This is a genomic window from Pseudomonas sp. M1 (assembly GCF_022760135.1).
In the GTDB taxonomy this organism is placed as follows: domain Bacteria; phylum Pseudomonadota; class Gammaproteobacteria; order Pseudomonadales; family Pseudomonadaceae; genus Pseudomonas; species Pseudomonas citronellolis.
The window spans coordinates 5,426,255-5,448,196 of record NZ_CP094343.1; the positions used below are offsets into that span (position 1 = coordinate 5,426,255).

The 21,942-nt window shown below is 64.0% G+C and carries 17 protein-coding genes; 8 read left to right on the forward strand and 9 right to left on the reverse strand.

The window, feature by feature from the left end; translation table 11 throughout:
- Positions 1 to 22: 22 nt before the first annotated feature.
- Genes PM1_RS23945 through PM1_RS23965 form a run of 5 tightly spaced genes read left to right on the forward strand, consistent with a single transcriptional unit; the run spans position 23 to position 4,739 of the window.
- On the forward strand, positions 23 to 712 hold the full coding sequence (locus PM1_RS23945; protein WP_372241093.1) for a TIGR03759 family integrating conjugative element protein: 690 nt from the start codon (positions 23 to 25) through the stop codon (positions 710 to 712).
- On the forward strand, positions 697 to 1,275 hold the full coding sequence (locus PM1_RS23950) for a transglycosylase SLT domain-containing protein (protein WP_009618180.1): 579 nt from the start codon (positions 697 to 699) through the stop codon (positions 1,273 to 1,275). Before PM1_RS23945 ends, PM1_RS23950 begins: the two co-directional genes overlap by 16 nt.
- Entirely contained in the window at positions 1,272 to 1,823 is a 552-nt protein-coding gene (locus PM1_RS23955) for an integrating conjugative element protein (RefSeq protein WP_024128192.1), read from the forward strand. The genes PM1_RS23950 and PM1_RS23955 overlap by 4 nt, the downstream gene beginning before the upstream one ends.
- Positions 1,824 to 1,833: 10 nt before the next feature.
- Positions 1,834 to 3,993: a type IV conjugative transfer system coupling protein TraD gene (traD, locus tag PM1_RS23960; RefSeq protein WP_009618178.1), complete on the forward strand. Its 2,160-nt coding sequence runs from the start codon at positions 1,834 to 1,836 to the stop codon at positions 3,991 to 3,993.
- Positions 3,990 to 4,739: a TIGR03747 family integrating conjugative element membrane protein gene (locus PM1_RS23965; RefSeq protein ID WP_009618177.1), complete on the forward strand. Its 750-nt coding sequence runs from the start codon at positions 3,990 to 3,992 to the stop codon at positions 4,737 to 4,739. Before traD ends, PM1_RS23965 begins: the two co-directional genes overlap by 4 nt.
- Here the strand turns inward: PM1_RS23965 and PM1_RS23970 are convergent.
- From PM1_RS23970 to mads1, 9 genes are all read right to left on the reverse strand, one after another.
- The gene (locus PM1_RS23970) at positions 4,736 to 6,154 is read right to left on the reverse strand and encodes a UvrD-helicase domain-containing protein (RefSeq protein ID WP_009618176.1); all 1,419 of its coding nucleotides are present in this window, start codon (positions 6,152 to 6,154) and stop codon (positions 4,736 to 4,738) included. The genes PM1_RS23965 and PM1_RS23970 overlap by 4 nt on opposite strands.
- On the reverse strand, positions 6,141 to 7,874 hold the full coding sequence (locus PM1_RS23975; protein ID WP_009618175.1) for an ATP-dependent nuclease: 1,734 nt from the start codon (positions 7,872 to 7,874) through the stop codon (positions 6,141 to 6,143). The genes PM1_RS23970 and PM1_RS23975 overlap by 14 nt, the downstream gene beginning before the upstream one ends.
- A 104-nt stretch (positions 7,875 to 7,978) precedes the next feature.
- Positions 7,979 to 10,993: a type III restriction-modification system endonuclease gene (locus PM1_RS23980; RefSeq protein ID WP_009618170.1), complete on the reverse strand. Its 3,015-nt coding sequence runs from the start codon at positions 10,991 to 10,993 to the stop codon at positions 7,979 to 7,981.
- Positions 10,994 to 11,003: 10 nt separating this feature from the next.
- Entirely contained in the window at positions 11,004 to 12,902 is a 1,899-nt protein-coding gene (locus tag PM1_RS23985) for a site-specific DNA-methyltransferase (protein ID WP_009618168.1), read from the reverse strand.
- A 26-nt stretch (positions 12,903 to 12,928) separates the two neighbouring features.
- Entirely contained in the window at positions 12,929 to 13,720 is a 792-nt protein-coding gene (locus PM1_RS23990; protein WP_043300197.1) for a DUF4391 domain-containing protein, read from the reverse strand.
- A gap of 8 nt (positions 13,721 to 13,728) precedes the next feature.
- On the reverse strand, positions 13,729 to 15,951 hold the full coding sequence (locus PM1_RS23995) for a S8 family peptidase (protein WP_009618164.1): 2,223 nt from the start codon (positions 15,949 to 15,951) through the stop codon (positions 13,729 to 13,731).
- A gap of 127 nt (positions 15,952 to 16,078) precedes the next feature.
- The gene (locus PM1_RS24000) at positions 16,079 to 17,050 is read right to left on the reverse strand and encodes an AAA family ATPase (RefSeq protein ID WP_242935539.1); all 972 of its coding nucleotides are present in this window, start codon (positions 17,048 to 17,050) and stop codon (positions 16,079 to 16,081) included.
- 62 nt (positions 17,051 to 17,112) lie between these two features.
- Positions 17,113 to 20,313, reverse strand: coding sequence for a helicase-related protein (locus PM1_RS24005; RefSeq protein ID WP_009618160.1), 3,201 nt, complete (start codon positions 20,311 to 20,313; stop codon positions 17,113 to 17,115).
- The gene (gene mads1 / locus PM1_RS24010; RefSeq protein WP_009618159.1) at positions 20,310 to 20,540 is read right to left on the reverse strand and encodes a methylation-associated defense system helix-turn-helix domain-containing protein MAD1; all 231 of its coding nucleotides are present in this window, start codon (positions 20,538 to 20,540) and stop codon (positions 20,310 to 20,312) included. The genes PM1_RS24005 and mads1 overlap by 4 nt, the downstream gene beginning before the upstream one ends.
- A gap of 411 nt (positions 20,541 to 20,951) precedes the next feature.
- Here mads1 and PM1_RS24015 point away from each other — a divergent pair, with 411 nt between their 5' ends.
- The 3 genes from PM1_RS24015 to PM1_RS24025 are packed head-to-tail and all read left to right on the forward strand — an operon-like array spanning position 20,952 to position 21,939.
- On the forward strand, positions 20,952 to 21,326 hold the full coding sequence (locus PM1_RS24015; RefSeq protein WP_009618157.1) for an integrative conjugative element protein, RAQPRD family: 375 nt from the start codon (positions 20,952 to 20,954) through the stop codon (positions 21,324 to 21,326).
- Positions 21,323 to 21,556: a TIGR03758 family integrating conjugative element protein gene (locus PM1_RS24020; RefSeq protein ID WP_009463356.1), complete on the forward strand. Its 234-nt coding sequence runs from the start codon at positions 21,323 to 21,325 to the stop codon at positions 21,554 to 21,556. The genes PM1_RS24015 and PM1_RS24020 overlap by 4 nt, the downstream gene beginning before the upstream one ends.
- A gap of 23 nt (positions 21,557 to 21,579) precedes the next feature.
- A complete protein-coding gene (locus tag PM1_RS24025; RefSeq protein WP_009618155.1) occupies positions 21,580 to 21,939 on the forward strand; it encodes a TIGR03745 family integrating conjugative element membrane protein in 360 nt (119 codons plus the stop codon).
- Positions 21,940 to 21,942: the final 3 nt, after the last annotated feature.

Consider the following 21,942-nt stretch of genomic DNA (forward strand, 5'->3'; position numbering starts at 1 on the left):
TGCATTGCTGGCTGCCTCCGCCATGCAGGCGGCGCTCGCGCAGCCCACCGGCGCAACCACCGTGGCCAGGACGGCGCCGAGCCGTGAAGCGCCTGCGGCCATCGCTCGCAGCGACGAACAGCGGGCGCAGGACTGGGGGCTGCGCACGGATGAATGGACGCGCTATCGCGAGTTGATGCAGGGGCCGCTGGGCGTCTACTCGCCCAGCCTCGACCCGCTCACGGCCCTCGGTATCGAAGCACGTTCCGACGAGGAGCGCCGCCGCTACGCGGAATTGCAGGTTCGGGCCGAAGCCCGGCGGGTCGAGAAGACGCTGGCCTACCAGCGTGCCTACGACGCCGCCTGGCAACGGATCGCGCCGGGCATGGCGAGGGTCAACCTACCCGGTGCCAAGCCGACCGGCGCGGGCACCGCCATCGCATCAGGCACCGACCGAACCGCCATCTTCGTGAAGGACGGCTGTACCGCCTGCGACCAGGCCGTGCAGCGGCTGCAGGCGTCGGGCGTCGAGTTCGATGTCTATGTCGTCGGTAGTCGCGCCGACGACGCGCGCATCCGTGAATGGGCACGCCGGGCCCGTATCGACCCGGCGAAAGTGCGCGCACGGCACATCACCCTCAACCACGACGGTGGCCGCTGGTTGTCCCTCGGCCTGCAGGGCGAACTGCCCGCCGTCGTGCGCCAGATTGGCGGCCAATGGCAGCGACAGTAGGCCTCGCCCGTCTCCCGCTCCTGCTGCTGGCTTGCTGGCCACTCGGCCAGGCGAAGGCCGAGGAGGTACCGCCGCCGGCCTACCAGTTCGCGGCACAGCGCGCGGGCATTCCGGCGGCGGTGTTGTACGCGGTGGCCTTGCAGGAGAGTGGCGCCCAGTACCACGGCCGCCTCGTGCCCTGGCCCTGGACGCTCAACGTGGCCGGGGCATCGCGTCGATTCGCCACCCGTACCGAGGCCTGCGCCGGCCTGCACCAGGCATTGCGTGACGTGCCGCGCACCCGCATCGACGCTGGCCTGGGCCAGATCAATTTGGGCTACCAGCGTCACCGCTACGACCACCCCTGCGAACTGCTCGATCCCTATCGGAACCTGGCGCTGGCCGCGCAGATCCTGCGCGAGCAGCACGCGCCTGGCCAGGACTGGCTGATCACGATCGGCCGCTACCACCGTCCCGCTGGTGGCGCACCCGCTGCGCGCTACCGCCAGAGTGTTGGCCGCCACTTGGCCCGCGTACTGGGCGAGCCAGCGCGGGGCTCGGATACCCGGAGAACCCTGCCATGAAGCCTCGAATCTTCCGTCCGGCTGTGCGGTGGCTGATCGGCTTGCTGCCGCTCGTGTCCGTGCCAGCCACCTTCGCGCAATCGCCGCCCTTGATCGTCGTCGAAGATCGCGGCGGTGCCTCCGCGCAGCCTTACTACCGGGCCCTGGACCTGCAACCGCGCACCGGAAGCAGGCCATCTCCCAGGATCGATATGCCACGCCTGCCCGAAGGGCCTTCTGGCGAGGCGGCCATGCTGCCGGTGCGTTCTGCCCATTTGGCCCCTGGCGATGTGGCTCCCCGGGCGATCCAGGCGCCGGGGCTCACGCCGATGTTCCTGGTTGGTGATGACCAGCGCTCCCATGCCTGGCTGCGCCAGCGTGCCCCGGCGCTGCGCGAGCTCGGGGCCGTGGGGTTGGTGGTCCAGGTCGAGTCACCGCAGGCACTGGCGTCACTGCGTGCCCTGGCGCCCGGGCTGATGCTGGCACCGGCGTCCGGGGACGAACTGGCCGAGCGCCTGGGGCTGCGCCACTACCCGGTGCTGGTGACCGCCACCGGCATCGAACAGTGAGAACTGCCCGATGGCCCAGCCGCACGCCGTCGAAGTCCTGCTGCGGCCAGCGGTGGAGCTATACACCGTTGCCGTATGCGCAGGCGCCGCGGTGGTGTGCGTGGTGGCACCTTGGTCGCTCGCGTTGAATCCGGTACTCGGCCTCGGCAGCGCGCTGGCCTTCCTGGCCTTCGGCGCGATTCGCCTGCGCGACGCCTGGGCCATCCTGCGGTACCGCCGCCACATCCGTCGTCTGCCTCGCTACGTGATGACGAGCCGTGACGTGCCAGTGAGCCAGTACCGTCTGTTCGTTGGGCGTGGCTTCCGCTGGGAGCAACGACACACCCATCGGCTGACGCAGACCTACAAGCCCGAGTTCCGGCGCTACGCCGAACCGACGACGTTCTACCGCCTGGCGCGCCGCCTGGAGGAGCGGCTGGAGTTCGCGCCGCCGCCGCTGCCTAGGCTGGCGCGGGCACTGGCCTGGGACAACCCGCTCAACCCGGTCCGGCCTTTGCCGCCAGTGGGTGGCATGCCGCGCCTGCATGGCATCGAGCCGCACGAGACCGACGTCACCCTGCCGCTGGGCGAGCGTGTGGGCCACACCCTGGTGCTCGGTACCACGCGCGTGGGCAAGACGCGCCTGGCCGAACTGTTCATCACGCAGGACATCCGCCGCAAGGTCCATGGCGAGCACGAGGTGGTGATCGTCTTCGATCCCAAGGGCGATGCCGATCTGCTCAAGCGCATGTATGTCGAGGCCAGGCGCGCCGGACGCGAGGGCGAAATGTACGTGTTCCACCTGGGCTGGCCCGACATCTCGGCACGCTACAACGCCGTGGGCCGGTTCGGGCGCATCTCGGAGGTCGCCACGCGCGTTGCGGGGCAGCTTTCCGGCGAGGGCAACAGCGCCGCGTTCCGCGAGTTCGCCTGGCGCTTCGTCAACATCATCGCGCGCGCCCTGGTGGAACTGGGGCAGCGGCCAGACTACCTGCTGATCCAGCGCCATGTCGTCAACATCGACGCGCTGTTCATCGAGTACGCCCAGCACTTCTTCGCCCGAACCGAGCCCAAGGCCTGGGAGGTGATCGTCCAGCTTGAAGGACGCCTCAACGACAAGACCATCCCGCGCCACATGGTCGGGCGAGAGAAGCGGGTGGTGGCACTGGAGCAGTACCTGTCGCAGACGCGAACCTATGACGCGGTGCTCGACGGCCTGCGCTCCGCGGTGCGCTACGACCGCACCTACTTCGACAAGATCGTCGCCTCGCTGTTGCCGCTGCTGGAGAAGCTCACCACCGGCAAGATCGCGCAACTGCTCGCGCCGAACTATTCCGACCTGTCCGACCCGCGCCCGATCTTCGACTGGATGCAGATCATCAGGAAGCGGGCCGTGGTCTATGTGGGACTGGATGCGCTGTCCGACGCCGAAGTGGCGGCGGCCGTCGGCAACAGCATGTTCAGCGACCTGGTGTCGGTAGCGGGGCACATCTACAAGCACGGCATCGACGATGGCTTGCCTGGAGCATCGGCCAATGCCAAGGTCGCCATCAACGTTCATGCGGACGAGTTCAACGAACTGATGGGCGATGAGTTCATCCCGCTCATCAACAAGGGTGGCGGTGCAGGCATGCAGGTCACGGCCTATACGCAGACGCTCTCGGACATCGAGGCGCGCATCGGCAATCGCGCCAAGGCCGGCCAGGTCATCGGCAACTTCAACAACCTGTTCATGCTGCGGGTGCGCGAGACCGCCACCGCCGAACTGCTGACGCGACAACTGCCGAAGGTGGAGGTCTACACCACCACCCTGGTCAGCGGCGCCACCGACAGTTCCGACATCCACGGCCCGACCGACTTCACGAGCAACGCGCAGGACCGCATCAGCACGTCGAGCGTGCCGCTCATCGAGCCCGCACACGTGGTCGGCCTGCCCAAAGGGCAGTGCTTCGCCCTCATCGAAGGCGGTAACCTGTGGAAGGTCCGCATGCCGTTGCCAGCGCCCGATCCGGACGAAGCCATGCCCCGGGACCTGCAACAACTGGCCGGCTACATGCGCCAGCACTACGCCGAGGCGGGCGAATGGTGGGAGGGCAACGGGCTGCTCCGGTTGCACGACGACGACGCGTTGCCAGCGGATCTGGCCGAGGAAGTGCAAGAAGGCACGCCGGATGAAGAGGCCCCATCGTGAAAGAGCCCGCCGCGACCGCCGAGCGACAGCAGGCACGCCAACGCGGCCTGGTCGCCAGCGTGGTCACGCTGCCGTGGCGCCTGTTCGGCGTACTGGTCGCCTCGCTGCTGCTGTCCATCGTCATCGAATGCGTCGGCATGCACCTATTTTGGCCCGACCAGGGCTGGCGCCACGCGCAGGGCATGCTCGACTACGAACTGAACCAGCTCTCCACCCATTTCACCCGGAGCGCCGTCATGCAGGAGCCGGGACGCACCGCGCGCTGGCTGGTGGAGGGCGCCTACGAGTGGGTTTTCGAGAGGACGGGCTTGCTGGATTGGATACACGACGCCTCGGCGCAGGCCAGCGCACCCAGCCGAGGCGTGCACCGGGACTTCCGCTATTACCTCGCCCAGGTCTATGTCTGGACCGAGCGCTATCTGATTGCCGCCGGCTTCACCGTCCTGACATTCATCGTCCGCCTGCTGGTCTTGGTGCTCACGCTGCCGCTGTTCCTGCTCGCGGCCTTCGTCGGCCTGGTCGATGGACTGGTTCGCCGCGACATCCGCAAGTTCGGCGCGGGGCGGGAATCGGGCTTCGTCTACCACCGGGCGAAGGCGGCCTTGATGCCGCTGGCGGTGCTGCCGTGGGTGACCTACCTGGCGCTGCCGGTGTCATTGCACCCCTTGATGATTCTGCTGCCTGCAGCGTTTCTGCTGGGGCTGGCGGTGAACATCGCGGCGGCGAGCTTCAAGAAGTACATTTAGCCGATTGTTGGATCAGGACTACACACTACGAGCTTCATCGACCCCCGAGTCATGGCCACATAGAGGTTCTGGGCACTCATACCCTCGACATTCAGCAGCACCGCGACTTCGGCTTCCAGCCCCTTGAGCAACAGCGTGCTGCCGACGGCGCGTTTGGGTAGCGGGCGCCCCAACAGCCGGTTCTCTTCCCGCACGCGCCGGGCCGCTTCTGCCAGAGGGACGGCCCCCGACGAGGCTTCCCGGAGCGCCTTAAGCACCCCGTAGAGGATGGCCGGCCTATGCACACGTACGTTCGGCAGTGCCCGCAGTTCCGACAACAGCGCGGCGGCCGCAGCAAGAGAGGGCGCGCGCCCGAACGCCAGTGCGCGGCTTTCTGTCTCGTTCGGAGGATTCCTTGCAGTTCCCTTTGCCAACGACTCCAGGCGCCGCGTCAACTCCGCCACGCCCACATTGGTCATGACGCTCTGCGCCAGCGCCAGTAACTGCGCGAGAGCATTCGGTGCCCCCGCATCAAAGTTGCTAGCGAAGGCGATGAGGTCTTGCAGATCGACGGCCTCGACCGTCGAAGCGCCCGGCGTCTGGCTCGCAAAGTTCTGCTGTGCTGCTCGGTTGCGGCTATCGGCGATGATGAGCACGCGCCCGTCAGCGGTTGGCGATGCCGTCCTCGCAGCGGCTAGGCGCTGGGCATGGTCGTTGGGTGGTACGGCCTGCATCCAGGTCACATGCTCCGGTGGCCCACTACGCAGGTCCACCGACTGCCCCGCCGCCAACAACCGGCGAGCCTCCAGCAACCATTGTCCCAGCGCTTCCGCGCCGGCGTTGCGCCATCGCCAGGGCGTTGCCAGTTCCCCGACTACAGGAAAATGCGCGCACACGTGCTGGTTCCAATCGGCCAGTGCATTGCCCCGGAACCCGAAGATCGCCTGCATGGGGTCGCCCAGCACGCAGGTCGGCAAGATCAACGAGAGGAAATAGACGATGTAGTGCTGAGGCACCGAACAATCCTGGTACTCATCCACGATCAGATGCGCATACGAGGCTTTCAGCACCTCACTGACGTGCCCGGCCTGCAGGAGCTTCCAGGCGGCGTCGCGGATAGCCGGGTAGTCCCGCGCAGGTGCAGCCAGCCGCAGAATCTCCGGATCGTGGGCGCTGCGGCCCGAAAAGGTCGAGATGAGCCGGATGGCCCAGCCATCGATCGTGCTCAATCGATAGGCGCTGGCTGGCACACCGGCGCGGTCCAGCCGGCCACGCAAGGCCGCGACCCCGGCATTCGTGTGTGTCAGCACGAGAATGGGCTTGTTGCCCCGATGACCGGCAAGCGCGTGGGCAATCAGCTGTGTCTTGCCGCAGCCGGCCGGTGCGGTGACGGTTCCGCGTTGGATTGCACGAAGGTCGATTTCAACGTGGTCCATCAGCGGCCCACCCGAATACCCGGTCCATCAGCGCACGGAAGCCCTGATCGCAAAGATGCAGGTCCGGTGCAACGATGGTCCTCGCCACGTCCTCCATCCACGAGATAGACTTGAACCAGCCCGCCTTTCGGATGCGCGCTGCCTGGCCAAGGATAGCCCTGTGTTCGACCGGCAGGAGGCCGGTGTTCTGGATCTCGTCCCAGATCTGCTGGAAGGTGAGCGTGTTGTTCGAGACGGTGCGCAGGTGTTCGACGATCAGGTCGCCATGCAATTCGTTGGCGTAGCTGATCAGCCTCTGGCAGGCAGCCGGCGTGAGACTGCCGAACAGCTCGTCCTCCAGCGCCCGGCCCGCGCGGTAGGCGACGACGGTGCCACCGTTCTCGACAAAAGCCTGCTCGACCGCAGGTGTGGGCTTCTTGTCGTCGTCGCGCAGCACCATCACCCGGTAGCCCAGAGACTGGAACGCGGAGGCCCGGGCATACGGTCGATCCGGCTCCCCGCCACCGCAGTCGACGAGGGCCACACCCAATGCAGCCAGTGACGCATTCCCCTGGTCAAGCCTGTATAAGTCCAGCCCGCGCAGCAGGCCTATCTCGCTGGCTCCCTCGCACACGACCACGGAGCCAGCCAGGAAGGCCTCGGGATAGAGGCGGATCGTGCTCTGGATGTCATTGTCGGCGCCGACCAGGCGAGCCTCGTGGCCGAAGGGGCCGCGGCGCAGCACGAAGAGCTGGCCGCCCGACAGTTCTCTCAGTGCCACGGGTGAGTGGGTGGTGAGAAAAACCTGCAGCGGAGCAGCAGCCTCCTTAGCACCGAGGGAGCCCAGGAACCGCGCGATGCGGTGCGGCTCTAGCCCGTACTCCAGTTCATCCGCGAGCACGATCGTCGCCTGACCGGCCGCCTTGCGCTGCAGGCCAGCGACAAGCAGACGCGTGGACCCGACGCCTAGGCTGCGAAGCGGGATGCCGCTCTCGTTATGTAGGGAGATGGTGCCACCACCGAACGACACCGAATGCGAATCTAGCAGCGCCTTGGCCTTGGCACCGATGTGGACGCCCAGCTCCTGAGCGGTAGTGGTGACGATCCCCAGCGCTTCTCCCAACTGTTGTTCGGCCTGGTCTCCGAAGGCACTCCGCGCATCTCTTGCGGCCTTGACAAGGGCGGCCGAAGCGTCGGCTCGCTCTTCCGAGATGCGGTTCAGTACCGAGCCGCGCTGCCATCCCAGGTTGAAGTCCGCCAGCGCGCCGATGCGAGTGGGCGCCAGGGCGACGCGATCCTTCCATGCGAGCGTCTTGACGATGCCTTGCTGTGCGGCGCGGTCGGAGACAAGGGTCCACGAAGGCTCCAGGTCACTAGCGACCGTCAGGTTCAGGCAGAGCACAACCTCCACGCCGGCAGAGGGCTCGTCTTCGACGACGCCAGTGTTGGCGTGGTATCCGCGCAGGAATACACCAAAGCCCTCCAGCGTCCTCATGCTGTCATCGAGGTCGCCGAGCGTCAGCGTGATGCTGATTGGGGTTGTGATGTCCAGGCCGAAGAAGTCCGCATCCGAGAACTGGACATTGCGTCTGGCCCCCAGGCATAAGTCGATCGCGTCCAGCACCGTGGACTTGCCGCTGTCGCCCGGGCCGATCAGGCAGTTGATGCCAGGCGTCGGGCACCAAGTCAGCAGTTGGATGCCGCGGAAGTTGGAGATCTCGATTTTTCTGATTCGTGCCATGCCTATCCCCACGCATTGAAGCCGATGCCACTGCAATCGCAGCACCTCACTATCCGCTCGGGCCGCCTGCCGCAGTCCAACATCAAGCGACGCTACCTCCTAACTTATGCCTTCGCAGCCTCTACCAGCACGTCCTCCACCGAACGCGCCACGACGTACTTCGCCGGATTCTCACCAACCGCCAGCGCCTCAAAATGCGCCTCGCCGCAGGCGATTTTTGCGCGCTCCTTGTTGCGCAGGTCGTCAGTGAACAGGCTGCCTTTGGTCTCCACCACGAAGTACAGTCGCTGCGCTCCACCTTCCTCCACCAGCACGGCCCAGTCCGGGTTGTAGGTTCCCAGCGGCGTGGGCACCTTGAACCAGCCTGGCAGCTTGGCGTAGAGCTTGATGGCGTCGTTCTTTTCCAGCGCGTCGGCGAAGTCGCGCTCGGTGGTGGAGTCGTAGACCACGTGCTCGTAGATGGACTTGCCCGTGTCCATCAGCATGTTCTTCAGGTAGCCGGTCAGCTCTTCCCGCTCGAACAGTTCCTGTGCATAGACGTGCTGATCGCCAAGCTTCTGGTACTTGATGCCGTCGACCAAGGCCAGGCGCTTGCAGCGGTTGATGGTCTCGGCGGTCAGCTCGATGAACTGCTGCGGGTTGCGCTTGAAGTCGTCCAGCCGCCCGCAGCCGCTCAGGATGGTGACGATGCTCCGGCGGGTGAGCTGGGTGCGATCTTGGAGGTCGGTGAGCAGGTCCGGCAGTTCGATGTCCGTCTCATCCAGGACGACGGTTGCCGCGCCCGCTTTCTCCGTCGCCTCCACTCCGGCCTTGCCGATGGCGATGTCGGCCTTGCGCCATTGCAGGCGGGCCTTGGGGATGGCCGGGGCTTGGCGGAGCGAATCAATGCAGTTCTGGATCAGTTTCTCATTGTCGAACTGCACCCGGTAGGTCGTCTTGTGCTTGATGCGATCCCAAAGCTCCTTGAACTCCGGGCTGAGATAGACGCCCTTGCGCACGGCAACCTGCTTGCGCTCGTCGGCGTTCTTGATCTCCAGGCGGCCCGACACCTTGCGCAGTACCTCGGCGATCTGACTACGCTGCGCGTCGAACTCCGTAGGCAGCGCCAGCGTTCCATCCTTCAGCGCCGTCTTCAGCGAGTCCTGCACCTTGCCCTTGGCGTCGATGTGTCCCGCAGCCTTCAAGTGCTCCCATAGCACCTTCGACTGTTCGACACCCAGGGGCACGGTCTGGCCATCGGCCGCCGTCACGGCGATAGCAGCGAACTGGTGTTGCTCGACGATGCCAAACCGGATGCCGGTATCGGCCTCGATCTCCTTCTGCAGGTTCTCGGCGAATTGCTCGTAGCTCTCGGTGGCGATCACGGTCAGGGTGTTGACCTCGAAGCCGCGCACGCGCTCCCCGTCCTGGTTGACCGCGAGGCGCAGCCCCCGGCCGATGGTCTGCCGGCGTTCGCGCTCGGTCTGAATGTCGCGCAGCGTACAGATCTGGAAGACATTGGGGTTGTCCCAGCCCTCCTTGAGCGCCGAGTGGGAGAAGATGAATTTCAGCGGCGTATCGAAGGACAGCAGCTTCTCTTTCTCCTTCATGATCAGGTTGTAGGCACGCTCGGCGTTCTCGCGGTTGCTCGCGTTGTTTTCGCTGGTGTCGGTCCAGCCGCCCTTCTTGTCGATCGAGAAGTAGCCGTTGTGGACTACATCGGCAGCAGAGGTCAAATCAATCTCTTCGAACAGGCTCTGGTAGGCCGGAAGCTTGGCTGCACGGCGATACTCTTCCTCGAAGATGCGCGCGTAGGGCCCTTTGATCGGGTTGCCGTCCGCGTCATAGGAGCGGTACTTAGCCACCTCGTCGATGAAGAACAGCGACAGCACCTTGATCCCGAGCGGGCGCAGCCGTTTCTCCTTGTCGAGGTGCTCCTTGATGGTGCGGCGGATCATCTCGCGCTGCACGGCCAGGGCATCGACATCACCATGCGCTTGCCCCACCCTGAGAAAGGTTTCGCCGCCGGGGTAGCGCAACTCCAGAAACGCTTCGTCCTTGGCAGTACTGATCTCACCGACGCGAAAATCGGCGTAGATGGCGCGCTTGGCGACCTGTTCCAAGTCATCGCCATCGGAAACGGTGACTTCTTGCCGTTTCACGCCACTGGCGGTTGCCACGTCGAGCTCCACGCGGGCGGAGATCGTCCCGCGGCGGTTGGCAACCGACACCAGCCGAACGAACGGTTTGTTGTGGGCGTTCTCAACGGTGGCCGATGCCACTTCGATCTGCTTGACCAGCCTGCGCTCATAGGCATCCACGGCATCGAGCCGGAACACCATGTGATGCTTGTCCACGTGGGTCGCGGAATAGCGCAGGGTGCACAGCGGATTCATTGCATCTAGTGCGGTCTTGCCAGCCCCGGTCAGACCGCCGTCCACGCTCTGCGGCTCGTCGACGATCACGACGGGCCGCGTCGCCTTGATCAGATCGATGGGCTTCTCGCCGCCGGTCTTTTCGCTGTCCTTGTAGAGGTTGTTGACGTCCTTCTTGTTGATGGCGCCCACCGTGACCACCATGATCTGGATGTTTGAGCTGGTGGCGAAGTTGCGCACCTGGCCGAGCTTGCTGGAGTCGTAGAGGAAGTAGTCGAAGGGCACGCCGGCATAGAGCCCCTTGAAGTGCTCCTCGGTGATCTGCAGGGTCTTGTAGACGCCCTCCTTGATCGCCACCGACGGCACCACGATGACGAACTTGGTGAATCCGTAGCGCTTGTTCAGCTCGAAGATGCTGCGCAGGTAAACGTAGGTCTTGCCGGTGCCGGTTTCCATTTCGACGGTGAAATCGCCCGAGACCAACGCGCCGGAAGGCGGCAATCCCCCACGCAACTGGATGTCGGCCAAGTTCTGGTGCAGCTCGTCGTCCAGCAATGTGAGGCGGTTGCCGACGCCCAGGTCCGATTCAGCCACGCCGAGCGTCATTTGCTGCGGCCCTGTGCCGGTGGCTGAATCGTCCGCAACGGGTGCCTTCATGGTCACCGTGAACTCGGTACGGCACACCTCCTGGCCCCGGAACAGATCGCAGACCGCCTCGATGGCCTGCAACTGGTAGTCGAGGTTGGGCTCGAAATGCAGTTTCATCGCCACGCCCTCACAGACTGCGCACGTTCTGGATGCCGTGCTGCTCCAGAATGGCGGCCAAGTTGGTCTTGGCCACGTCGTCGGCGAAGGCGCTGTCGCGGAACACGCAGGTGGTGTCGCCCGCCGGCTGAAGTTCCTCGTGCCAGGCGACGATGCCTTGCGCCAGCGGCTCCACATCGTCGCGGGTGATGTGCTCGGCGAGGCAGGCCATCAGCACGCCGCCGCCCACCGAATGCACGTCCTTGCCATGGATCGAGCGCTTCTCAATTGGTACGCACAAGTCCAGTCCCAGCTTGAGCAGCAGCTCGTAGAGAATGTCCGATTCGGTGCGGCCATCGACCAGATGATCCCGGTGGGCGAACAGTGTCTGCTCCAGATCGGCCGGGTTAGGGTTCCAAGCGCGGATGTTGGAGGTGTCGAGTTTGAAGACGCGGAAGCCCACATCGCCAGTGAAGAGCGGGTCGGCCTCGCGATGGCGCTTACCGGCGCTACGGATACGGGCGCGGGTGACGTCAGCGATGGTCTTCCAGCCCGACGCCGCGGCACCGTCCAGAGGCTCGGGCAACTGCACCAGGATGCAGCGGCGCTTTCCGCCGTCCTCGGCATTTTGGGCAAACACCGCGTCCATGGTCGTCCCCGTGCCGGCGAAGAAATCCACCACCAAATCCGCGGAATCCGGTGCGGTAGCCAGTTGAAGAATGCGGCGCATCAGGCGCGTGGGCTTGGGCGTGTCGAAGACCACGTCGGAGTTGGGGAAGGTCACGGCCGCGAGGAGTTCTTTCTTTGCTTCCTGTGTGTGCCCGACTTCGTCATAGGTCCAGAGAGTTTGAGGGACACGGCCAGATTTCACTTCACTCAAGAAGCGCTTAAGGCGAGGCATGTTGTTGCCATCTGCCCCCCACCAGATGCGTTTGTCCGCGTCCAGTTCATCAAATTTGGCCTTGGAGACACGCCAGTAGGTTCCCGGTGGAGGGCCGTCGATTACCCGACCAGATGGGCAGGTAACGGCGTAAGTTCCTTCACCGTAAAAATTGCGAGCAGATAGATCTCCCGACGTCCAAGGGCCGCGTGCGTCGTCATCAGGATTTGCGTATCGCGCTTCCATTTCTTCGGTACGCGGCAACAGGCGCGGCGTCCAGACCTCCGCGTTCTTCGCATACACCACGATGTAGTCGTGGTCTTCGGAGAAATGCCGTGCGGAGTTTTTTGGCGAAAACACTTTCTGCCAGATCACCGCCGCGACGAAGTTCTCTTCACCGAACACCTCGTTCATTACCGCCCGCAGGTTGTGAATCTCGTGGTCGGCGATGCTGACGAAGATCACACCCTCGTTGCGCAACAGGCTGTGCGCCAGCTTCAGGCGCGGATAGATCATGTTCAGCCAGTCGGTATGAAACCGCCCGCTGGCCTCGGTATTGCTGCTGATCTTCTGCCCGCCTTCGACCTGCCCAGTCAGCTCTAGATAATTTTTGATGTTGTCCTGGAAGTTATCCGGGTACACGAAATCCTTACCGGTGTTGTACGGCGGGTCGATGTAGATCAGCTTGACCTTGCCGGCATAGCTCTTCTGCAGGAGTTTGAGCACTTCGAGGTTGTCGCCCTCGATCATCAGGTTCTGCGTGCTGTCCCAGTCGACACTCTCCTCGGGGCAGGGGCGCAGGGTGCCGGTCGAGGGGGTGAGCGCCAGTTGCCGCGCGCGCCGCTTGCCATGCCAGTTCAGGCCGTATTTCTCGTCAGCGTCGGTAACGGTGGCATCGCCGACCAGCGCCTTGAGCACGTCCACGTTCACCGCCGTGCCATTCTGCCCCTCGGTGATGAGTTCCGGGAACAGCGCCTTGAGTTGCTCGATGTTGCTGGCCACAAGGTCTGCGGACTGGGCCTCCGGGCTGGTCGCATCGATTTTCTGCATCTTTTTCTCCGCCATTCTTTCAATCTTCATAGCTGTTCGCGTGCTGCGGCCAATTCGACCAGCACGCGCTTGAGCGCGAGGTTGAGCTCAACCTGTCGCGCCAGTTGTTTTTCTTTGCCCGCCTGCGTGCGCAAGTGGGCCGCCTCGGACTCCAGCCGTGCGCATTCCTGCAGGGCAAGGCGGCGAGCTGCAGCCTGCTCCGGGCTGTCGGCCGCCTTGAACATCCCGGTCAACTTCGCCGCCAACAGCGCCTGCGCGCTGTCCATCCACCCCTGATACAAGGCGAAAAGCGAGGACCGAGGCTGGCGAGTCAAAGCGATGGCCTGAACGAATGCGGTCAGCGCATCGAGAGACGGCGCGTCCTCGGGCAACGACATGGACACCATGCCGCCGTCCAGCACCACTTTGCTCGCTTCGTTCTGTGCCCAGCGCTTATGTGCGAATGAGAGCGTCATGCTCTGCCCGGAGTACAGCAGCAACAGGACCGGATAGGGGACCGCGCGGTGCACCAGCTCGGCGAGGCGGGCAGCGTTCGCTGGCTTGGCTTTGTCTTGCCCGGGCTGGCTGCGCAGCGTCACGGCAAGCACCGCGATCTCCAGGTACACGCGCTGGTCGTCGCGATAGTCGGGCACGCCGATGGTGTTCGGCTTGAGTGCCGCGACCCACTGTATCTCCTCGACGGTATCGGCGATCAGTCGTTTGTCGGCGGCCGTGGGGGCTCCGTTCTCCAGCAGCAGCTTCTTCGGCACGCGCTGATCGACTCGGCAGCCGTCGGGCAGACCGAGCGAGGCGATGAATCCTGGTACGTCCAGCAGCATGGTTCGCATCACACCCTTGCACGAGCACGCGCCTGGACGCGGGCTTCAAGCACGGCGCGTACCTCGGCGTAGAGGTGGGCATTCGCCTGCTCGCGGTCGGCGAGCACCGCAGCAAGCGCATAGGGCTCTTCGCCATCGCGGCCGTTCGACCATGGGCTGTCCTGGCGAGTCACCACCACGAAGACCTTGTTGCCGTTCGCAAGCGCCTGTTTGAAGCTCCAGCGAGAAACCTGCAACGTGCCGTTCTTGCGTGCGTCGTTGGACAGCCAGCGACCGTTGCTGCGCTCTCCCATGCCTTGCTCACGGTTCCGACGGAAAGCCTGAGTGACCTCGTCCAGGCCACTCGCTGTTACCACGGAGAACCACAGCTTGCTCATGCGGTAGTCCAGCCGCGTGGTACGGACGGCTGGACTGTGCGCCAGGGCAACCGTTATCTCCCGCGTACGGCGACCGCCCGCCCAGAAGCTGTCAGGTAGCGGCAGCTCGAAAAAATGATGCTGGTCGTTGCCGATGCGCTCTTCGGTCAGCAAGGTGACGGTGTGGTCCAGCGAACGAAAGAGGGCAGCATCCTCGACACACCCATAGCCGATCAGACGCAGCAGCTTGTCGCGCCCTTCACCGTTGCCGTCGGGGTTGAGCAAGGTCTCGCAGGCTTGTGGCCAGCTGGCATGCGCGCCGATCAACGCACGCAACAGGTTCGGGGTGGCATTCGGCAGTTCGGCCAGGATCCTAGCCGCCTTATGCGCGACGACTGGGGCAGCATAGCTCGTCCCAATGTCCTCGCTGAACCCTGATCCGCCGGCAAAGCCGCCGTTGAGCGAGACCACGCCCAACCCTGCATGCCGCGGACGTGCAACCGCCCGCATCAGCGCGACATTGCCGGCATGCTCGACGACATCGGGTTTGATCGCGCCATTGATCGATAAGCCGCATCGCGTGAGCGGAAACGGCTGGTCAGTTCGCGCCAATGGTTGATCCTCAAGGGCGTTCGGATGCCGCTGCGCGTCCCTCGTCGCTTCGTTCTGCGCAATACCGCCTACCGTGAGCGCGTTCAGGGCAGTGGCCGGATCAAGCAAGCGCGCGGAGTCGGCAAGCAGATAGTCGGGATAGCGTTCTCGCGCGTCGTCTGGCAGCTCGGAAAGGTGCAGGTTGCCGGTGGGCACCACGAACAGGACACCAAGCTCTCGCGTCAGGCGATCCAGGGTGTAGGCCAGGCCGCGAACGTGGCGCCCGTCATAGACCTTGTTGAGATCGCCATAGCTCAGATTGAAGACACGACACCCGTACTGGCCGTGCAACTCGCGCACAGCCTCCTCCACCGCCTTCTCGACGAACTCGGTCTGGTCGTTGCCGTCGTCATTGAAGACCTTCCCGGAGAAGAGCCGGAGCTGCGGGACGAAGCGCCCGTCGCGGATCGCAGCCCCCACGTCCCCATACAGCGCCAAGCCGGCGACAAAAGTTCCGTGCCAGGGCTCATCGTCATGCGGGGTCCGATGGGGAGAAAGGTAACCTTGTGCATCGCCCACTGCCGGCCCCAGCAAGGGGTGCCCAGGCGTCAGTCCCGAATCGAGTACCGCGACGGACGGAGCGCCGCCATCTGGAGGCAAGACAGCGGGAAACTGGTTGACGTCAGTGAGCAGCAACTGGACGGCAATGCCGAGTCGCGGAGGAAGGTCGACCGTGCGCACGTCGCGATGCCGCAGGACGCGATCCGCTTGCTCTCGCGTACAGCGCATCCGCACCATCAGGAGGGAAGGCTGCGTGAGGCTATCCAGCCGCTCTATGCCGTATTCCTGCAGCCAGCGGGAAAACGCCTCCATAAGCGCCTGGCGTCGATCCTGCCGCTCCTGGGGCCATAGTTCGACGTCGAGCGTGAAGGGCTCCTCGACGGGAAACCCCTGCTCGCGCAGCGCTGCGCCGGTACGATCCTGGGGTGTCCAGTGGTCGAAGTCCTCGATGACGAACAGAAGCTCCTTGCGCGTCACGATGCCGTCGCGGGCGAGCGTGCTAAGACGACTCTCGAACTCGGCGAGACCTTCTTCTGTGGCGAAGGCCAGCACGATCGACTCGTCTTCCTGGCTGACGATCTCAACACCGGGAATAGCGTCGAATGCAGGAACGCTCTTGTCGCCAGCACGCAGTTGAATCTTGAGGAGCTTTCTGTCGTCGAATCCTCCCAGATCTTCTGCGGCGATCCGCTCCCGCGCCACGACGAGCTTCTGCGCCAACATCGCGCCATGCGCTCGGGGGTCGGCCGGCGGCCGAACACCGGGATGTCGTCTTGGATGCCGTTCAGTCGACGGCGCCTCTCGCTGCAGGCGCAGGTGCTCGTAAGCCACAGTCTCTTACCCCCCCAACTCAGCCCTTATGGCGGTATTCGCGAGCCAGCGCGGTATCGATGTGGGCCTTCTCGAGGAACTCCCGTCCGGACAGGATCATTTCCTTCACCGCCCGGCGCAGTACGCGCTCGATATCGGCATGGGACATTCCTTTGAACTGCGAGGCAACCTGGCCGTCGTCCGCCTCGAAATTTCGTCGAATGCCGGACAGCTTCAATGACAGCAGGCGTTTGATCTGCTCCAGACTGGGCAGCTCGAAACGCAAGATCTCGTCGAAACGCCGCCACACCGCCTTGTCCAGCAGGGACTCGTAGTTGGTCGTGGCGATGAGGATGCTCTCCCCACGGTAGCCGTCCATCATCTGCAGGACTGCGTTCACGGAGCGCTTCAGCTCGCCGTGATCGGCGCTGTCGCCACGATCCTTGGTCAGCGCATCGAATTCGTCGAAGAGCGCCACTACCGGCTGACTCGCCACGTAGTCGAACACTTTGCGCAGATTGGCCGCCGTCTCACCCAGGAAGGACGAAATAAGCGAATCGAGCCGGACCAGAACCAGTGGCATCGACAAGCTGTGCGCGATGACCTCCGCAGCCAGCGTCTTGCCGCAACCCGGCGGCCCACAAAACAAGAGCTTCTGCGCGGGATGCATCCCAAAGGATCGCAACACATCGGCACGGTTGTGCTCCATCAGGATCTCATCCAGCGCCGACTTCGTGGCGTCAGAGAGGATGATGTCCTTTTCCTCTCGAACCACGGCACGCTCTTCGAGCAGCGCCAGACCATTGTCCTTGTTCGTGGGCAGATTGGTCACGGCATGCAGCCTGCGGGAGCCAGGACCGGGTTTGGCCTGATCGCCGTATAGCAGGTGCTCGAGATCGTTGGCGAGCAGATGATGGTTCTTCTCGCGCTCTTCCTTGATGACCGCTTCGGAGGCGGAACGGAATCTGGCGAGATCCCCTTGTACGCCGGATTTGATCAGTTGCCTGAGCAATTTTCCGCTAGCCATAAATGTCCCCTAGATTCTTCAACGCATTCTCTCGGTAAGTTTCCTGTTCACTCTTGGGACAGCACTACCATGAATGCCAACACTTCAAAGTCATTGCTTCCGGCGAACTCGCCTTTGATGGCATGCGTGCCGCCCGGCGAAAACAGACTGGCCACTGCGCGTTCCTCGTTCTTGCCAACCACCGACGCTACGCCTGCTGCGAGCAGCTTTTGTGCATGGCGCATGTCTTCGCCGTGCTTGGTGGCCTTGTCGAAGCGAACGCAGGCGCCAGCGTCGGGCAGGTCGCGACCCAGCGCCAGGCGCTTGAGCCGGTCGAGAATGCGTTTGGCCTGGGTGTAGGGCAGCAATACGGCGCCGTCGTCGCCGACGTGGACGAGGTAATGGGGTGCCAAGGGGTAGTCCGATTCCTTGGCTTTGTGTGCCGCCGGGCCCTCGGCGCGCAGGCAAAAGATCACACCAGGCGGAATGTCGGCGTCGATACTGGTGGTGACCGCGTAGGCCCCCAATGGCTGATTATCCAGCTTGCCGGGATGCGCCTTGAGGTGCTGGGCCAGATCGATGCGGAAGTCGGTGAGCGTCAGGTCGGTAATTGATACGCCGGTGGACAGGTCTTCCAGATCGATTACCGTGTCCTGCAACTTGAGCAGCTGCTTGCGCCGGTACTCCAGGTCGTTCATCGGGTTGCCGGACTGCTGCTCGATGAGGTTTTCCTCACCGGTGGCGGAGACGTCGAGCAGCACCATGCGGCCGCTGACACGCTGTTCCAGATTGATGTATTCCTCCAGCTCCATGTTGGGCCAGAAGTTGACCAGCTGGATGCGTTCGTTGGGCGAGCCGATGCGGTCGATCCGGCCGAAGCGCTGGATGATGCGCACCGGGTTCCAGTGGATGTCGTAGTTGATCAGCCAGTCGCAGTCCTGCAGGTTCTGGCCTTCGGAAATGCAGTCGGTGGCGAAGAGCAGGTCCAGCTCGCCCTCGTCGGCCAAATCCGCTGGCCGCTCCTTGGAGCGCGGCGAGAACGCCGTAAGGATGGACGCCAGGTCCTTGCGCAGACGTGGCAGTGTGCTCTGATTTCGGCCCGCACCGGTAACGAGCGCCGACTCGATGCCGAGCGTGGCCTTCGCCCACGGCGCCAGTTGCGCGTAGAGGTATTCGGCGGTGTCGGCGAAGGCGGTGAAGACGATGAACTTGCGGTTGCCGGCATTGATCGGGTTGCGGCATTTGTCCTCGATCATGTTGCGTAAGGCGGCCAGCTTGGCGTCCCGAGCGGCATCGACCTGCTTGGCTGCGGCCAGCAGGGTGGCCAGACGGTTACGGTCTTCGATCAGGTCTTGTTTCCAACGGATGAGGTCAACGTCGCTGAGCAGCACCTTGACCTTGCGCCCGACCAGCAAGGTCTCGAAGGCGGGGTCATCGATGTCGACGTCGGCGATGTCGATTTCCTCGATGTCGGAAGCAGAAGCCTCAATGCGTGCGAGCGTGGTCTCCACGTCGCGAAGCTGGCGCTCGACGGTCAGGGTGAACGAGGACACTGCGCTTTCCATGCGCTTGAGCACGTTGACTCGCAGCAGGTGGATCAGGCTCTCTTCGCGGTCCACTTGGCGGAAGAAGCTTTCACCCCCACGAATCTGGGTGCTGTACTTTGCGTCGTAGGCGGCTTGTTTGTGGGGCAGAACGTAGCGCAATGGCGCATAGCTAGCCAGATTGAGCCGCCGGATTTCGAAGTTGATATCCCGGATGCTGCGGAACTCGCCGGCACGGTCCACATCGGCCTTGATGTTGATCGGTGGCAGACGATCCGGGAAGCGGCCTGTCTCGCTGGTGCCGTAGTACTTCTCGATGTGCTTGCGCGAGCGGGCGATGGTGAGGTGATCCAGTAAGGTGAAGTAGTCGAAGCCCAGCATCTCGACCAGCCTCGCGGGTGTCTTCTCGGACTCGTCGAGGTTCAACCAGCGGTTGAACTGGGTCTGCGCCTTGCGGGTGGTCGCCTCGATACTGGCGATGCCGTGTTCCAGTAAGGCGTTGTCGTCGCCCTCCGTGACGAAGGCGATCTGGTTGCGCAGGTCGGCGAGGCGGTTATTGACGGGCGTGGCCGACAGCATTAGGACGCGCGTCTTGACACCTTCCTTGATGATCCGTCGCATCAGACGGTCATAGCGGGACTCCTTGCCCTTGTGCGTGGCCTTATTGCGGAAGTTGTGGGACTCATCGATCACCACCAGGTCGTAGTTGCCCCAGTTCACGTGCGACAGATCGATGTCGCCAGACGTGCCGCCGTCGCGCGAGAGATCGGTGTGGTTCAGGACGTCGTAGTTGAAGCGGTCGGCCGCCAGGACGTTGCGCTTGTCGTTGGCCTTGTAGAGCGTCCAGTTATCACGCAAGCGCTTGGGTGCCAGTACCAGCACGCGATCGTTGCGCAGCTCGTGGTACTTGATGATCGCCAGGGCCTCGAAGGTTTTGCCGAGGCCCACGCTGTCGGCGATGATGCAGCCGCCGAAGCGGTTGAGCTTGTCGATGGCACCGACCACACCATCACGCTGGAATTTGAAGAGCTTCTTCCACACCACCGTATTGCGGATACCCGTGGCGGACTTGACGATGCGCTCCTCGTCCATTTCATCACCGCTGTCGCGAAACAGATGATGCAAAATGAGTGCGTACAAGGAGAAGGGGTCGCGGTGCTCGCCAATCGTGCGCAGTGCTTCGAGCAGAGCTTCGCGCCCGCTACTGGCGTCCGTGGATTGAGTTCGCAGAGCGGACCATTGATGATCGAACCACTTGGCGAGCTGCGCAGCTTCGTCGGCCGACTCGGAAGCCTGGATCAAGCTCAAAGGGTTTCCCGGAGTCACGCCGAGTCCATCGGTGCTGAAGGCAAAGGAACCGAGGACCGCCTGCTCCGGCAGCCCATGACCATTCCGTATGACTGCTGCCCCTTGCGGCACCGGGCCCGCAGCTCGCCGCAAGTCGACCTTGTCGCCGATCCATTTCGCACACTGGTTGGCCAGCCACCGGACCTGTAGGCGGTTGCGTGCGGCACGATCGCCTTCGACACCTAAGAACCCCAACTCAGCGTCGCCGGAAGGCAGAACGAGCTGGACGCGTTCCAGCGCCGTGAGCGCATCTCGCAGCTCTGCAAACGCGAAGAGGGAGAACGACGGGGTCACGCAGCCGAGCTGGTTGCCTTGCTTTAGGTGGGGGCGCATCAGGTCGATCACGCGGTCTACGCCCGTGTTGTGGATCAGTTTCATGACCGGCGCCCCCCTTTCAACAGATCATCCCCGCCTTCTTGCTGATCGCCCGACGACTGCTGCCGGATCCAGCCGTCGATGTCTGCACGGGAGAAGCGCCATATCCCGCCCACCTTAAAGGCCGGAATCTTCTTGGCTGCTGCCAAGCGATAGACCGTGCGCTTGCCCACCTTGAGATAGGCAGCCACTTCATCGAGGGTCAATATCTGTCCGGGCTCGTCTTTCATTGCTTCCCCACCCGGTGAGGGTGGCACAGGCGGCAGTGGAAATCCTGGCAAGTGTAGAGCAATCCGGTGCATTTCTGAACAGCTAAATGCGCAGTTTGCCGGCGCGAGGTCATCCAGTTCGAGGGGATAGCCCCACCACGGGGGCGAGCGCCACGTCGCGTCAAGCCGCAACCGCGGTGACGACCTCGGCCAGCGGAGAGAAGTAGGCGCACCGCGCCAGCAGGGTTTCCACATAAGTGGCCGGCCCGTCTTGCTCTAGCAGCCAGGTCTTGAACTACCGGCCTTTGTCCGGAAACGACGCTACGCCAACCATCGAGGCAAATCCGGTGCTCCGCCCGTTCCGATTCTTTGCGGCACAACCCGGCCCCACGCCGCAGCATCCCGCCATCCAGACGACTGCGAAACGGCGTGATGACACCCCTTGGCACCCCGACGACTCCCTGCCGCCGTGTGCCGGCCCTGGCCTTGGCGCTGACCATCGCGCTGGCCGGCGCATCGCCCGCATCGGCCGCCGACGGCCTAGCCTCGGAGCGTGAGCAACTCGCCGCGCTCACCCGCCAGCTCGATCTGATCGACCGCCTCGCCGAGCACGCCGCCCATACCGCTCCGCAGGAGCACACCCGCTACCACTTCGACCATGCCCGCCTGCGCAAGGACCTCCAGCGCGTCCGGGCGGGCATTCAGGACTACCTGACGCCGCCGCGCGCCCAGCCGCGCGACCCGGTCGAGCTGTCCGGTGACTACCGCCAGTCCAACCCGCCCTCCGACGAGGAGGCCCCCCAATGAACGCCGCCCAGGTCAGCGCCTTCCAGGCCAATGGCGGCTTCGCCCCCGCCGCCGTGGCCACGGTGGTGCTCGGCCTCGTGTTCGCCGTCCTGCTCCTGTGGGGCGTTTGGGCCATGCGTACCGCCTACACCGGGTGGGCCGAGCAGCGCCTGTCCCAGCGCCAGTTCCTGGGTGTCGTCGTGCGCTTCGTCGCGATGTACCTGGTGCTGACCTATTTCCTCCTGTCCTGACCACCACGAAAGGCCCGACCGCCATGAAGACCCATCCGATTCCCCATCGCGTTGCCACCACCATCCTCGCGCCACTGATGCTGCTGGGCCTGCCGCTGGCGGCCCGGGCGCAGGGCCTGCCGACCATCGAGGACCCCTCGCGCGGGCAGGGCAGCGGCATCATGCAGACGCTGCAGAACTACGGCTACGACATCGTGCTGCTGATCGCGCTCCTCGTGGTCGCCTCGATGTTCGTCGGCGTGTGCTACCACGCCTATACGCGCTACTCGGAAATCCATACCGGTCGCGCCACCTGGGGCCAGTTCGGTCTCACCGTGGCCGTGGGTGCGATCCTGCTGGTGGTCGGTATCTGGCTGCTGACCAAGGCCACTGGCGTGCTCTGAGCG